Here is a 13,902-nt window from a genome sequence, read left to right as displayed (position 1 = left end):
AAACTCCCCGCGGCGTGACGCATGTCCGGCCCGGGACGGGCCGGGCATTCTGGACAAGGTCCGGACCTTGGGGCAAATGCCTGCCGAAACAAGGGACATGCCATGACCGACACTCCATCCGAAAACGGCGGCCTGCGACGGCAGGATATCATCGAACACGAAGCCTTTCTCAGATCGGCACTGAAGACCTTCCTGTCCTTTTCCTCCTACAGCCTCATTTTTCCGACGGCTCCTCCGGAAAATGCGGCTCCGTCCCCGGAACATCCATATGGCCGGGCCGAACTGGAAGAAGACCGGCTCATGCTGCCGCTGGCCCACGGAGGGATTTTGCTGGCCATTTTCGCGGCCAGAGGCGTAAGTCCGGACGAAATCCTGCCGGCCCTGCCCTATCTGCCTGTCATGGCGGGACTGTGCCTGGAGCAGATCCTGCTGCGCAAACAGGCCGTGACCGACCCCCTGACCGGCCTGTACAACAAGGCCAGCCTGCATCAGGCCCTGGTCCGGGAGATTTCGGGCATTCTGGGTTCGGCCATGCCCGGCCCCGGAGCCGTGGCCGACGATACCCTGCACACCCACAGCGCCTGCTTCGGCCTGCTGGTCGCCGATCTGGATCATTTCCGGCGCATCAACGAACACTACGGACACCTTTTCGGAGACGATCTGCTGGTGCGCGCGGCCGATCGCCTGCGCCAGGTCTGTCCCAGCCAGGCCGTTCTCTGCCGTCTGGATGGCGATACCTTCGGCGTGCTCTGGCCCCAGGCCTCCCGGACCAGAATGGGCGAGCTGGCGCATACGGCCGGCGCGGAACTGAGGCGCATCACGGCCCGGTTCGAGCCGCTGCGCGAGGACGTCAATCTCTCGGCCTGCATCGGCTTCACCAACTATCCCCAGGATTTCCAGGGAACGCAGTTTCGCAGGGCCGCCGAGGAACAGGCCCGCATCGTGCTGGAAAAGGCCGAAACAGCTCTGGTCTCGGCCCAGGCCGGAGGCCGGGGGCAAATCTGTTCCTTCCGCCAGATCCTTTCCCAGAACGGCGCGGTTCTCGATGTCATGCCCATGAACCGGCTGGTGGTCAGTCTCGGCCGGAGCGTGGACGCGAGCGAGGGACAGCGGTTTCTGATCCAGCCCCAGGCCGTCGGCGGGCCGGAAACCGATCCGAAAACCCCGGCTACGCTCACAGACCGTTACCCGGCCGCATACAAGGCCGAAGTGTCTCTGGTGGATGTCCGGGACAACTGGTCCATCGCCGAGATTCTCGCTCAGACCGACTCTGCGTGGCCCGTCGAAAAGGGAGACCGGCTGGTCCTTCTGGAGGAACACGCGGGGCTTACGGAACAGCTTCCCGTAGCGCCCGAAGACGAGACGCCCCATAAGGATCTGCTCACGGGCCTGTACCCGTACCGGGGTTTTCTGCAGGCGTGGCAGAGCGTCAGGGGCCGGGCCAAGACCTTCTGCATGGCGCTCATGCGTCTGGAGACGCCGCATGCCGAACGCTCGGCCGTGGACCGGATGCGCGAGGAGCAATTTTTTCAGGCCCTGACCGGCCGGGCCGAGGAAATCTTCGGGGCCGGGACCCTGGGCGGCCGCTACAGCGTCAACTGCGTGGTCTACTATGTGCCGGACATGGACCATGAACAGTGCGCGCGGGCCGTACACGAGCTTTTTCAGGACGAACGTTTCGACGAGTTGGACACGACCGTGGGCATCGCGGGCTTTCCCTTTCTGGACGCCACCCGCTCCGAAATTCTGGAAAACGTCCGCAAGGCTCTGGACCATGCGGCCATGCTCCACGGGGACAGGATCGCCTGCTTCGACTCCGTTTCCCTGAACATCAGCGCCGACCGGCTTTTCGCCCAGGGAGAAATCTACGACGCCATCGCCGAATACAAAAAAGCGCTGGCCGTGGACGAGAACAACTTCCTGGCCCGCAACTCCCTCGGCATCTGCTACGCGCGCCTGAACAAGTACGCCACGGCCCGGAGCACGTTCCAGGCTCTGACCGAACGCTGGCCGGACCGGCACATGGCGCTCTACAATTTCGGCTATGTCTGCCTGAAGGACGGCGACTCCGAGGCCGCCCGGAAGGCTTTCGAACAGGTACTCGCCATCGCGCCCGAGCATGTCTACGCCCAGATTCGCCTGGGCCTCATCGACGAGGAAGCGGGCAATCCCGACGCGGCCCGGGAACGTTATCAGCGGATACAGGCCATGCCCGACGGCGAGCGTCTGGCCTGCCGCTGTCTGGCCCGGCTGGCCTTCCGCCGGGGCGACCGGGAGACGGCGCGGGAATACCTGCATCAGGCCGTGACCTCCGCGCCCCAGGACGCCCAGTCCTACCACCTGCTGGCCCGCATCTACCTCGATCAGGGCGACGATCCGGAAATCGCCGAGTCTCTGGCCCGGCAGAGCGTACAACTGCGGCCCGAGGTTCCGGTCTTCTGGGAAGTGCTCGCGGCGGCCCTGGAACAGCAGGGCAAAACGGCCGAAGCGCAACAGACCAGAATCAGCGCCGCGGGCCGGAACAGCCGGGTCTGAGCGGAATACAGGCAGCGGTGCGGCGGTATACAGGCATGACCGGCGAACGCCACCATTCTGTCACACGATTTTGAGATGAAAAGGCTCATCCCCGCCGCCAGGTGTTCGAATCAGTCTGAAGTGCGGCCAGCCCCATCGCAGAGACCAGCCATACCCGGTGCCGGACCGGTCAGAATCACCTGTGCCCGAATCCAGGAATTTCCAGCCGTTTTTCCAGCCGGTGCAGGCCCCAGGAAGCCAGACTGACCATGATCAGGTAGTATACGCCCACCACCATGAACACCTCGGTGAAGCGGAAGGTCTCGCTGGCCACGATCTTGGCCTTGCCGGTCAGCTCGAAGCAGGTGACCACATAGGCCAGGGACGAATACTTGATCAGATAGACGATTTCATTGCCGCATCCGGGCAGGGCCCGGCGGAACGCCTGCGGCACGATGATGGTGACCAGCGTGCTCAGAGTGGAGAAGCCCAGGGCCTGGGCCGCCAGAATCTGGCCGCGCTTGATGGAGAGAAGGCCGCCGCGCACGTATTCGGAATGATAGGCCGCGCTGCACAGGGTGAATCCCAGCACCGCCGCCGTGTACGGCTTGAAATAGATGCCGATATTGGGCAGCCCGAAATAGAGAATGAAAAGCTGGATGACCAGGGGCGTACCCCGGAACAAGGCCGCATAGCCGTTGGCCAGCGCTTTGACGGGACCGCCGCCGAAGGCCCGGCATGCGCCCACCACCACGCCGAAGGCCAGTCCCAGAACGGAAGATGGAATGATGAGCTTCAGGCTCATGAGCACACCCTCGTTCAGGACCGGCAGCAGGCGCTCCAGCAGAAATGCCAGTTCCCCGTTCATAGCCCTTCCATTTCCAGAATCCGCGAACAGAAATCCAGCGTCCGCGTGCCCGATCCTTCGGCCAGCAGTTCCCGCGGGCTGCCCTGCTCGATGATCCGGCCGTCCTGCATGAACAGCACTTCATCGGCCAGGGCGCGGGTAAAGCCCATCTGGTGCGTGGCCATGACCATGGTCATGCCGTTCTGGGCCAGCCCCCGGATGACGGTCAGCACCTCGCTGACCAGCTCCGGATCCAAGGCTGAAGTAGGCTCGTCCAGCAGCATGACCTTGGGATCCATGGCCAGGGCGCGGGCGATGGATACGCGCTGCTTCTGTCCACCCGAAAGCTCCGCCGGGTAGAGCCGCTCCTTGTCGGCCAAGCCGACCCGATCCAGCTCGGCCCGGGCCCGTTCGGCGGCTTCACGGCGCCCCATGCCGCGTACCTTGCGCAGGGCGATGCTGACGTTCTCGAGAGCGGTCAGATGATCGAACAGATTGAAATCCTGGAAAATCATGCCCACCTGCTGACGGAAGCGGCACAGTTCACGGGATTTGCGCGGATCCACCCTTCGTCCGTCCAGCTCGATATCGCCCCGGTCGGGCGTGATCAGATGGTTCATGCATTGCAGCAAAGTGCTTTTGCCGCCGCCGGACGGCCCGATGAGCACCTTCATTTCGCCTTCATACAGATCCAGGCTGACGGATTTCAGAATCTCCCGCCCGCCCAGGCTTTTGGAAATCTCCCGCACCCGCATCAGCGGTGTCCGCGTGGTCGTGGTCATGAGTGCACGTAGCCCTTTATTCTGAGACGTTTTTCCAGGGCCCGCAGCAGGGCCACGCCGATCCAGGTCAATACGAAATAGAGCACCGCCGCGCTCAGATACAGCGGCAGATGCTTGTAGGTCCGCGAGGCCACGAAATGGGTACGGGCCATGATTTCGCTGGCCCCAAGGACAAAGGCCAGAGCGGAATCCTTCAGTATGATGGAATACTCGTTGGACCAGCCGGGAATGGACAGCCGCAGGGCCTGGGGCAGAATGACCGACCGGATGGCCTGGCTCCGGGACATGCCCAGGGCCAGAGCGGCCTTGAACTGCCCCTGGGACAGCCCGAGAATGGAGCCCCGGAAAATCTGGGACTGATACGCGCCGCTGGTCATGCCCAGCACGATCGTGGCCGCGGCCAGGGCGCTCACGTTCCAGCCCAGAAAACTGAACAGGCCGAAATAGAAAAGAAACAGAAGCACCAGAATGGGCACGCCGCGAAAGAACCAGACATAAAGCCCGCACAGCATCCGGGCCGGAGCGCGCCCATACACCTGCCCCACGGCCAGAGGCACGCCGATCAGAAGCCCCAGAAACATGGCCCCGACCACGGCGGCGACGGTAATGGCCGCGCCTTGCAGCACATAGGGCAGGGCATCGGCGAGGACGGCGAGGGTTTCATTCATGTGTCCATCCTGAAAAGCCGGTGAGAGGCGGCCGGAATCGGCGGGCTTAAGGAACGAATTGCAAAAAAACGGGAAGGCCAAGGGCCTCCCCGGAAAATCCAGCACGGGCGGAAGATTATTTGTTGAGATGCTTGGAGATCAGCTCTTCCCAGTACGGATCGGCCTTCAGCATCTCAAAGCCCTTGTTCAGCGTATCCAGCATTTCCTGGTCTTCCTTGCGCACCGCGGCACCGAATTCTTCCACCTCGCCAAACGCGCCGATGATCTGGACATCCTTTTTGCGTTCGGCGTCACGGGCGGGCGGATAGTTCATGGCGGCGGCATCGATGCGGCCGTTGACCACATCTTCCACGGCCATGGGCGCGGAGTCGTAATAGCGGATTTCAAACTTCCAGCCGCGTTTCTTCTTCTCGTCCTCCATCCATTTGGCCTCGGACGTACCGGCCTGCATGCCCACGACCACATCCCGGCCGTAGATGTCGTCGGCCTTCAGTTCGGAACCCTTTTTGGTCACGAACACGTTCTTCACTTCCCAGTAGGGACGCGTGAAGTTCACCTTGGCCGCCCGCTCGGGGGTGATGCTCATGCCGGAGCAGATGAAATCGATCTTCTTGGCCAGCAGATTGGGGATGATACCGTCCCAGTCCACGGGAACATGCTTGACCGTGAAGCCCATCTTCGCGGCGATCCAGTCCACGGCGTCCACGTCGAACCCGCTGGGCTTGCCGCTCTGGTCCACATAGGCGAAAGGCGGATAGTTGGCGTCGATGCCGTTGATCAGGACTTTCTCCTGAGCCAGGCCGTTTCCGGCGGCCATGCACACAAGGCAGACGATCAGCAAAGCGGCTCGTTTCAGCATGTTCTCCATCCTCGTGAAAGTGTTTGGTGAAATGGGGCCTCGCACGGGCGCGAAGCGGAATGAATTTCTCCGGCGCAGCCACGTACCGGAAGGTGCTCTGGTAGCCGCATCTCGCAAAAATCGCAACTTTGTTCCTCAACATGCGCTCTGAAGCCAGCCCTGATGGCCGCCCGTTTTCCGCATTTTATTTGCGTGACGGAAGCACCATGGGTGCAGACTCCCTACGCATGGCCCGGACTGTTGTTTCATGATTTCTTGACATCGCCGCCATTTTCATTTTAGGCGGCTCCGTCCTGCGGACGACCGGGGCCCTTCATGGGAGGCGGCTCCGATGTCCAGAGCGGGCGGCAGCCCGCGATTTTTTTACCCTTTTTTTCCGGAGTTATTGTTTTGGCTACGAACATCTATGTTGGAAATCTGTCCTGGTCCACCACCGATGCGGACCTCCGTTCCCTCTTTGCCCAGTATGGCGAGGTGGCTTCGGCCCACGTCATCGAAGACCGCGCCACCGGCCGCTCCCGTGGCTTCGGCTTTGTCGAGATGGACGAGGAAGGCGCACGCAAGGCCATTGCCGCCATCAACGGTACCGATTTCCAGGGCCGCACCCTGAAGGTCAACGAGTCCCAGCCCCGCGAAAGCCGTCCGCGCTACTGATTTTTACTTCTCGAAGCGGAGATTCGAAAGACCCTCGTCCTTGCCGGACGGGGGTCTTTTTCATGATCCCCGGCGCGCTCTTCCCGTCTTCCGATCCCGGAACGCAAAAAGCCGATACGCAGTGAACTCCGCACCGGCCGGACGACTCTTCTTTTGGCCGGAAAACACAACCGGCCCGGCGCCGGTCATTTTCTGGATGGAGCCGGCCGTCCTTTGGCTTTGGTAAACACCAGGGTTCCTTCCTTACCCTGGCGGTTGAACATGGAGAGAACCTTTTCCGCCTCCTGGAAGGGCAGGGAGACAAAGGAAAAGGTGTCCATGATCTGAATGTCCCAGACCTTGCGGGACGGAATGTGACAGTTCGCGTCCAGAAAGGAGAGCAGCCGCTTCGGAGTCAGGCCGTCCTTGCGCCCCTGGGCCACGAACAGGCGGGTTTTGCCCTTTCTGTCCATGACCGAGGCGTCGTTGATTTCCTTGTAGTTGGAGGCGTCCAGCTCTTCCTGAAACATGTATTGCAGCAGCGCGGCCAGAGTTTCGCGGGGTTTGCTCTGCTCCAGCAGTTCCTGGGCCATGCCCAGAAACTCCAGCTCCGGCTCCGTGGCCACAATGGCCTGCAACTCGGCGCGGATGCGTTCCTTCTTCATGCTGATCAGCTCGCTGACCTTGGGCAGCCGGGCCTTGCGGATGTCGGTTTTGGCCTGTTTGCTGATGAATTGCAGGCGGCGGTATTCCGAGGGCGTGATGAAGGTGATGGCGATGCCCTGCTTGCCCGCCCGGCCTGTGCGGCCCACGCGGTGCACGTAGGATTCCGGATCGTGGGGCAGATCGTAATTGATGACATGGGTCAGGTCGCGCACGTCGATGCCGCGTGCGGCCACGTCCGTGGCCACCAGGATGGTGATCAGCCGTTTTTTGAATTTACCCAGGATCTTTTCGCGCAGACTCTGGGAAATGTCGCCGTGCAGGGTGTCGGCGTCGTAGCCGCGCTCCTGCAGGCGCTGTGAAACCATGTCCGCGTCGACCTTGGTCCGGGCGAAGACCAGACCGTAGAAATCCTCGTCCATGTCGATGATCCGGCACAGGGCCTCGAACTTGTCCCCGGCCGAAACCTCGAAATAGATCTGATCCGTCTGGGCTGTCGTGAGCTGGCCGGAAACAGCCTGGATGACCTGATAGTCGCCCATGTATTTTTTGGCGATCCGCAGAATTTCGGCGGGCATGGTCGCGGAAAAAAGCATGGTGCGCTTGTCCGGGGCCGTCTGGTCCATGATTTCGCGCACATCCTCCAGAAAGCCCATGTTCAGCATCTCGTCGGCTTCATCCAGAACCAGAAAGTCGATGCCCGAGACATCGAGACTTCCCCGGCGCAGATGGTCCAGCACCCGGCCCGGAGTGCCGACCACCACGGATACGCCTTTCCTGAGGTTGCGCAGCTGGATCTCCATGGATTGTCCGCCGTAGATGGGCGTCACGCTGATGGTGCGGCCGCCGCGCAGGGAGTTGATTTCCTCGGCCACCTGAATGGCCAGCTCCCGGGTGGGAGTCAGCACCAGCGCCTGCACCGAGTGGGAGGTCTGGTCCAGCAGTTCCAGCAGAGGCAGCCCGAAGGCCGCCGTTTTGCCCGTGCCCGTCTGGGCCTGGGCCACGATGTCAGCCTCTCCCGACAGCACGGCGGGGATGGCCTGGATCTGAATGGGCGTGGGCTCCTCGAAACCCTTGCGGGCCAGAGCTTCAATGGTCAGGGTGGAAAGGCCCAGTTCGGCGAAAGTGGTCATGAATATTCCTTCGCGGATTTGCTCCGCGCGCCGTGCATGAAAGCGATCACGGCGGGATTGCGCATATGTTCCTGAAGGCCCGCGGGAAGTCTGAAAGGCGGGAAGCGAAAAGACAACGGATAAAATCCGGAGAGGCCACGTATGCCAAAGGGGGCTGACTGGCAATGAAAAATCCGGGCGACAGTATTGTTTGCGGCGGCTTCGGCCTGATCAGGGTGCGGTTCAGACGGCTGTCTCCGTTCTGACGGCTCCGCTCTGGCGGATCAGGCCGGAACCGGCCAAGACACATTCTTCCCCGACGAAAAGCTCCCATCTTTTCCAGCCGCCGCAAAATCAGGGCGTTGTCATTCCTGCCGCGCCGCATACAGTTCCGGGTTCAGGGACGGGTCGTTGTACATTTTACACTGAAAATAGACTTTCGGGCTTTTGCGGCCCTGCGCGTAGTCATCCACCAGATCCAGCACTGCCGCAGTCAAATCCTGGTGCTGGGCCAGCAGCGTATCCAGCTTCTCCCGGCACCGGCTTTTGTGCTCCGGGTCCGCGTCCGTGCGTTCGGCCTGCTCGCGCATATGGAAAATCTTGAGGCTCAGAATGGACAGCCGGTCCAGAGCCGCACCCAGGGTTTCGGTGTTGTACCGTCCGGAAGCGCCTTCCTTCTGCGCCGCAAAATCTGAAATGAAGCGCACCAGCCACTCGTCCACCCGCTCCATGAGATCGTTCCGCTGCTGGTTCAGCCTGTCGATCTCCCGCTTGCAGGCGGTAATGACGGCATCATCCACATCCTCCCGCCGGGCCCGGTCTTCCACGTGCCAGAGCTGAAAATTCTTCAGGTGCTGCCGTATGGCCAGTTCCACCAGACCGTCTCCGGGCCGCTCGGGGATATCCTCGGGAGGACCGGATTGGTGCCAGAGGGTGACCTGCTCCATCTGCGCGGTCCAGACGTCGCACAGGAGCGTTTTCAGAAGCTGGGGGGCGATATCGGTCATGTGATTGTCTCCGGAAAACGGCGGTTACTTTTTGAGCAGCAAAAAAACCCGGGAGCGGGCCTGCAGATGCCCGGCCAGAAACTCGGCGTCCTGTCCGGCTCCGCAGAAAAGATCCAGGCGGCTTCCCTTGATGGCTCCGCCCCGGTCCTGCGCCAGACCCAGAAAGGCCGCAGACCCGTTCTCCCGGCCCGGCAAAACCGCATCCACGGCCAGAATGGAGCCCAGAGGCAGGAAGGCGGGATCCGTGGCCATACTGACCATGGGCGTCAGAGCCCGGCCCATGGCTCCGAACGGTCCGTCTTCGGTCAGACGGAAAAAAACGTAGCTGGGATTGGCGTTCAACAGTTCTTCCACCTGCTCCGGATGCCCGGCCAGATAGCGGCGGATGCGCTGCATGGACATTTCCTCTCCGGGCACCAGCCCCCGCCCGATCAGCACTTCTCCCAGAGAAACATACTCGCGGCCGTTTTTCCCGGCGTACAGCACATGGCGGACCCGGCCGTCCGGCAGCCGGAGCCGCCCGGAACCCTGCACCTGAAGAAAGTAGACATCCACGGGGCTGCGGGTCCAGGCGATGGGCGCATCCGCAAGGCGCTTTTCGGTGTCGATTTCGCGGCGGGTGAAAAAGGGCCGGATTTGTCCCTGCTCCACGCGATACACCAGAGTCTGCCCTTTCCAGCGCGGATGGAACGCTCCAAGGTCCACGCTTTCAAGGGACCGCGGCAGGCCGTAGATGGGCGCGGGAAAACCGGGGTGCGGCGCAAGGCTCCCGTCCATCTCCGGCTCGTAGTATCCGGTCATGAGCGGCCCGGGGATCACCTCGTACCAGACGAAATCCCGCAGCAGCACGTCCGGATCGGTCTTCAGCCCCGGCAGCACGGCGCGCAGATACTCCAGAGATTCCCGCACCCGCTCCCAGGTCACATCCGGACCGCCGGCTCCGAAAGGCCGCTCTTCAGGCTCGCGGGTGCGCACATACTCCAGACTGAGATCAATGGCCCGGCCCACGGCCTCTTCATCCCGCACGGCGCGCACGGCCAGTCTTTCGGCCAGCCCGGCGTCCGGGCGCGTTTCCACCAGCGCGGGCGGTGCGGTCAGGTCTCCGCCCCGGTGGACAGTGGGCGCGCAGGCGCACACGGCGGACAGCATGACCATCCACAGTAATAGTGCAACCCGGCTAATGGCCCGCCGCCCGGACAAACCCGGCAGCGGGCAAGGCTTCGTCGCCACCCGCGAAACCGGGAGAATACGGCTATCCGCCACGGCCGGTCTCACAGTCCCCTGCTCTTGCCGGAAATCCGGGCATCGAAATATTTGCCCACGCCGTATTCCATGCGCCGGAAAAAACGTTTCGGGTCCGGCCCGATGATCTGCATTTCCGGATGGCCGGCCTGCATGTCCAAAGCGATGTGCATCTCCTTGGTGCAGCCGGTGGAAAAGGTGGCGTCCTTGCCGTGCCATTCGGCTGGGACAGTTTCCCCCATGAGTTCAAAGCTCTTCTCAATGTCGTGCACGGACTGAAACCGCCACACGTCGATCAGCCCGCTGCGCTGCACCCGCTCCCACATGAACATGAGGTCGTCGCCGTCCATGCCTTCCACGAAATGCTCGGCCGGATTGATGATGAACAGGTTTGAATGCCTGGCCCGCAGATGTCCCACGAAAGTATTCACGATCTTGATGGCCACCCTGGTCTGCCCCGGAATGCTGCCGATGATGGCGCTGTAGAACATGACCTGCCGCCCCTGGCCTCTGGCCGCGCGCATGCCCGCGATAATGGAGTCGGCCTGGGCCACGATCTGGTGTTCGGTGATTTTGGTTACCCGCGCGGACTTCTCCTTGAAACAGATCCGGTCGGCGCCTTCGCCGTCCCGGTACAGACAGATGATGTCCCGCGTGAACTGGTGGGAATTCTGAATCAGGCGGCGATGGTTGGGGTAGCCCTTGGCGATGATCAGGTCCGATTCTTTCCAGGCCCGGGCGAAGGTCACGCTGGTCCGCCACAGGTTCAGACGCTCCCGCGTGCCGTCGGAAATGACCACCAGCGGATTTTCACGCTGAGCCCGCAGCAGATCGTTCTTGCTCATGCGGCTGTTGTCCACGAACAGGGCGTCGGCCAGGGCGCTTTCCAGCACCGGATCGTGCTCCGCATCCCAAAAAACGGGGTTATCGGGGGAGTATCCTTCCTTCAGGGCCAGCACGACCTTGTGTCCCAGCCTGTTGAGGGCCCGGATAAGGCGGATGTCGAACATGACCTCGCCGCTTCCGTCCGGCAGAAACAGAATGCGCAGGCTTTTCTGCCCGCTGTCCGGGCCCATGACGCGGGTCAGAATGCCCTCGAATTCCGGCCAGGGCGCGCAGACGTCTTCCACCAGTCCGGATTTGTCCCCGCCGTCCGCCCATGCCGCCGGATTCAAAGACAGCCGGCAAAGCCGGGCCAGTTCGACCAGATCCAGCGTCCAGCGCAGACGCGTCACGGACGCGCACCCCATGGCGGAATCCGGACAGGTGTTCAGACAGCGTTCCATGTCCCGGCTGGCGAGAAAACGCCCGGCCTGCTCGTTTCTCCGGCATTTTTCCGCGCGCTGCGGATCGTGCACGCCGCTCATGGCCATGAAGATGGTCAGCAGCTGCTTGAGGAAGCGTGACGGAATGAGAAAGGGAGAATGCAGCACCTGCCGGATTTTGTGCCGGGACAGGGCGAAAATCTTTCTGCGGGTATGGCGGTCCTTGATGTTGGCCCGGACCAGACGAGCCAGAATCCGCCATTTTTCTCCGTATTCGCGGACCAGAGCGGGCGTGCTGGATGTTTCCAGCAGGTTTTCGAACATGTTGTCGGAGCACGGCGCGAAAACCTGATCGTCGTCGAGATCGACCATGAAGCGCAGTTGCTCCGGCTGGGCGTTTTCCGCCGGGTTGACGCTGGGCTCGATGTTGTTCTCGGTCATGAAGTGCAGAAGCCACGCGTCCAGATACGGGTCCCGGCCGAGGCGCAGCTCGCGCATGGAGGAAAATTCAGGCAGCTTGCTCATGTCAGCTTTCCCGGATGAAGCCCTTGGATTTGAGTTTGTGCGCGTAGTGGGAACCCACGGGCCGGACGAGTTGCAGCCGCCGCGCGGCCCTGAAGGCGACAACCTCATCCCCGGGCATCAGCGCCACTCCGGTCTGGCCGTCCTGGGTCAGGAAAACCCGTTCGGCTCCGCCCTGGAGCAGAATCCGCAGGTCCTCCTCGAAGGGCAGAATCATGGGCCGGAAGGCGTGCAGAAACGGACAGATAGGAGTCAGGGCGAAGACGTCCAGCTCCGGGTAGACCAGCGGCCCTCCCGCCGAGATGGAATAGCCCGAGGAACCAGTGGGCGTGGCCACGATCATGCCGTCGGCGCGGACCATTCCCAGATGATCGCTGCCGTACCACATGTCCATCCGCACCAGCTTGGCGAGGCTCCCGCAGCCGATGACCAGATCGTTCACGGCATAGCCCTGGTAGTACTCCCGTCCCTCGCGCAGCACATGAAAACGGATGACCAGCCGCGAGGAAATTTCGTATCCGCCGTCGATGACAGCGCCCAGGGATTCGCGCCAGTCCTCGGGGGAAAGCTCCGTCAGAAAGCCCACGTTGCCCAGGTTCAGGCCCAGAATGGGAATACCCTGGTCCAGCACGGCTCTGGCCGCCGCCAGCAGGGTGCCGTCGCCGCCCAGGGTCAGCACCATGTCCGCGCCGTCCCAGACACCCGCGTCATGGGCGGCATCCCTGGGGGATTCGACAACACGGACCCGCCGTCCGCGCCCGGCCAGCCAGTCCTTCGCCTGTCCGGCAAAAGCTCCGGCCGCTTCGTTGCCTGTGGTAAAAACCATGACGATTTCCGATATGCTGCGCATTGGTGGGGCTGTAAGCCAAAGACACCAGGTGTTCAAGGCGCGCCCCGCCGGGAATGCGCCCCTGAAAGCGGCTGTCCGGAGCGTTCGGCGCGGTTATGGAAAAAGGATGAAAAAAATCCTAAAGTTCTGCCGCTGACGGCCGATAGGAAGATGCAAGAGGAGCAAACCGTGACCGTGAATCCCTTTCTCGTCAAAAACGTGATGCGCACGTACGATCAGCACCAGGATGCGGGCAGACGCATTGCGCGGTTCAAGAAATACATGGACCGCATGGGGCAGGGGGATTCCATTACCATCTCCCAGGAGGCCAAGCGCCGGCAGATGGTGGAAAAGGTCGCGCGGGAGATTGTGGACAACCTCATCGGCTCCGACAGCACCAACCCCGTTGTGCGCGACATCCGGCGGCAGATGCGGGAAGAATTCGGGCAGGAACTGGTCTTTCGCTATCCCTCGGACGGCGATGGGCTGAAAGTCCTGAAAAAAAGCGGCTCCGGCGTGGCGGAGCTGACCAACGGCGAAAAGAACGAGTTCATGCAACGGCTGTGGGAAGTGACCCTGAAACGGGTAAACGAAACCATGCTCTGATCCGGAACGGACCAGGAGAAAAACATGACCATCAATTCCATCAAATCTTCTGGCGGCTACGAGATGCACAAGCTCGAACAGCTTGAGCAGCAGCAACGTCAGGAAGCCCGGAAAACTGCGGCCGAACCCGGCGGAGACCGGATTTCCATCTCCGAGGAAGGCCGGATCAAGGCCGGCGTCCTGAAGACGGCGCAGGAAAGCGACGGCGTGCGCGCCGATCTGGTGGCCGACATCAAGGCCAGAATCGCATCCGGCAACTACACTCCGAGCAGCCGGGACACCGCCGAAAAGATGATCCGCCAGGAACTGGACATCTGGGGATAAGGCCGGACATTTCACAAATCACCGGACAA

At 62.0% G+C, this 13,902-nt stretch carries 13 protein-coding genes; 4 read left to right on the top strand and 9 right to left on the bottom strand.

The window, feature by feature from the left end; genetic code table 11:
• Positions 1-102: 102 nt before the first annotated feature.
• Complete coding sequence (locus AXF15_RS06695; protein ID WP_066605069.1) at positions 103-2,535, top strand: GGDEF domain-containing protein; 2,433 nt, start codon at positions 103-105, stop codon at positions 2,533-2,535.
• A 175-nt stretch (positions 2,536-2,710) separates the two neighbouring features.
• Here the strand turns inward: AXF15_RS06695 and AXF15_RS06690 are convergent, their stop codons facing one another.
• The 4 genes from AXF15_RS06690 to AXF15_RS06675 form a co-directional block, all read right to left on the bottom strand.
• Positions 2,711-3,382, bottom strand: a complete 672-nt coding sequence (locus tag AXF15_RS06690; protein ID WP_066605067.1) for an amino acid ABC transporter permease — start codon at positions 3,380-3,382, stop codon at positions 2,711-2,713.
• The gene (locus AXF15_RS06685; protein WP_066605064.1) at positions 3,379-4,143 is read right to left on the bottom strand and encodes an amino acid ABC transporter ATP-binding protein; all 765 of its coding nucleotides are present in this window, start codon (positions 4,141-4,143) and stop codon (positions 3,379-3,381) included. The genes AXF15_RS06690 and AXF15_RS06685 overlap by 4 nt, the downstream gene beginning before the upstream one ends.
• The gene (locus tag AXF15_RS06680) at positions 4,140-4,811 is read right to left on the bottom strand and encodes an amino acid ABC transporter permease (protein WP_066605062.1); all 672 of its coding nucleotides are present in this window, start codon (positions 4,809-4,811) and stop codon (positions 4,140-4,142) included. The genes AXF15_RS06685 and AXF15_RS06680 overlap by 4 nt, the downstream gene beginning before the upstream one ends.
• 115 nt (positions 4,812-4,926) lie before the next feature.
• Complete coding sequence (locus tag AXF15_RS06675; RefSeq protein WP_083517910.1) at positions 4,927-5,670, bottom strand: ABC transporter substrate-binding protein; 744 nt, start codon at positions 5,668-5,670, stop codon at positions 4,927-4,929.
• A gap of 390 nt (positions 5,671-6,060) precedes the next feature.
• Between AXF15_RS06675 and AXF15_RS06670 the strand changes: the two genes are divergently transcribed.
• On the top strand, positions 6,061-6,324 hold the full coding sequence (locus tag AXF15_RS06670) for an RNA recognition motif domain-containing protein (protein WP_066608782.1): 264 nt from the start codon (positions 6,061-6,063) through the stop codon (positions 6,322-6,324).
• Positions 6,325-6,509: 185 nt separating this feature from the next.
• On the opposite strand, the gene AXF15_RS06665 is transcribed toward AXF15_RS06670, so the two are convergent.
• The 5 genes from AXF15_RS06665 to AXF15_RS06640 all read right to left on the bottom strand — a co-directional run bounded on the left by AXF15_RS06665 (position 6,510) and on the right by AXF15_RS06640 (position 12,940).
• Positions 6,510-8,099: a DEAD/DEAH box helicase gene (locus AXF15_RS06665; RefSeq protein WP_066605060.1), complete on the bottom strand. Its 1,590-nt coding sequence runs from the start codon at positions 8,097-8,099 to the stop codon at positions 6,510-6,512.
• A gap of 344 nt (positions 8,100-8,443) precedes the next feature.
• Complete coding sequence (locus AXF15_RS06655) at positions 8,444-9,085, bottom strand: DUF4254 domain-containing protein (protein ID WP_066605058.1); 642 nt, start codon at positions 9,083-9,085, stop codon at positions 8,444-8,446.
• 24 nt (positions 9,086-9,109) lie between these two features.
• Positions 9,110-10,348 (bottom strand): MltA domain-containing protein, encoded by a 1,239-nt coding sequence (locus tag AXF15_RS06650; RefSeq protein ID WP_236884735.1) that lies wholly within the window; start codon positions 10,346-10,348, stop codon positions 9,110-9,112.
• 8 nt (positions 10,349-10,356) lie between these two features.
• Complete coding sequence (locus tag AXF15_RS06645) at positions 10,357-12,117, bottom strand: ARMT1-like domain-containing protein (protein WP_066605049.1); 1,761 nt, start codon at positions 12,115-12,117, stop codon at positions 10,357-10,359.
• A gap of 1 nt (position 12,118) precedes the next feature.
• The gene (locus AXF15_RS06640; RefSeq protein ID WP_211258959.1) at positions 12,119-12,940 is read right to left on the bottom strand and encodes an NAD(+)/NADH kinase; all 822 of its coding nucleotides are present in this window, start codon (positions 12,938-12,940) and stop codon (positions 12,119-12,121) included.
• A gap of 192 nt (positions 12,941-13,132) precedes the next feature.
• On the opposite strand from AXF15_RS06640, the gene AXF15_RS06635 reads away from it, so the two are divergent.
• Positions 13,133-13,549 (top strand): DVU0524 family FlgM-associated protein, encoded by a 417-nt coding sequence (locus tag AXF15_RS06635; RefSeq protein ID WP_066605042.1) that lies wholly within the window; start codon positions 13,133-13,135, stop codon positions 13,547-13,549.
• A 24-nt stretch (positions 13,550-13,573) separates the two neighbouring features.
• Entirely contained in the window at positions 13,574-13,873 is a 300-nt protein-coding gene (gene flgM / locus AXF15_RS06630) for a flagellar biosynthesis anti-sigma factor FlgM (RefSeq protein WP_066605039.1), read from the top strand.
• The last annotated feature ends 29 nt before the right edge of the window (positions 13,874-13,902 follow it).

The organism is Desulfomicrobium orale DSM 12838, assembly GCF_001553625.1.
Taxonomy (GTDB): domain Bacteria; phylum Desulfobacterota; class Desulfovibrionia; order Desulfovibrionales; family Desulfomicrobiaceae; genus Desulfomicrobium; species Desulfomicrobium orale.
This window is presented reverse-complemented; position numbering and strand designations above follow the sequence as displayed.

What these genes read in the sequence shown, in the direction of transcription:
- AXF15_RS06655 (WP_066605058.1), bottom strand. Translation starts at nt 9,085, where the DNA reads ATGACCGATATCGCCCCCCAGCTTCTGAAAACGCTCCTGTGCGACGTC.
- AXF15_RS06675 (WP_083517910.1), bottom strand. Translation starts at nt 5,670, where the DNA reads ATGCTGAAACGAGCCGCTTTGCTGATCGTCTGCCTTGTGTGCATGGCC.
- AXF15_RS06665 (WP_066605060.1), bottom strand. Translation starts at nt 8,099, where the DNA reads ATGACCACTTTCGCCGAACTGGGCCTTTCCACCCTGACCATTGAAGCT.
- AXF15_RS06690 (WP_066605067.1), bottom strand. Translation starts at nt 3,382, where the DNA reads ATGAACGGGGAACTGGCATTTCTGCTGGAGCGCCTGCTGCCGGTCCTG.
- AXF15_RS06685 (WP_066605064.1), bottom strand. Translation starts at nt 4,143, where the DNA reads ATGACCACGACCACGCGGACACCGCTGATGCGGGTGCGGGAGATTTCC.
- AXF15_RS06695 (WP_066605069.1), top strand. Translation starts at nt 103, where the DNA reads ATGACCGACACTCCATCCGAAAACGGCGGCCTGCGACGGCAGGATATC.
- AXF15_RS06645 (WP_066605049.1), bottom strand. Translation starts at nt 12,117, where the DNA reads ATGAGCAAGCTGCCTGAATTTTCCTCCATGCGCGAGCTGCGCCTCGGC.
- AXF15_RS06680 (WP_066605062.1), bottom strand. Translation starts at nt 4,811, where the DNA reads ATGAATGAAACCCTCGCCGTCCTCGCCGATGCCCTGCCCTATGTGCTG.
- flgM (WP_066605039.1), top strand. Translation starts at nt 13,574, where the DNA reads ATGACCATCAATTCCATCAAATCTTCTGGCGGCTACGAGATGCACAAG.
- AXF15_RS06640 (WP_211258959.1), bottom strand. Translation starts at nt 12,940, where the DNA reads ATGGTTTTTACCACAGGCAACGAAGCGGCCGGAGCTTTTGCCGGACAG.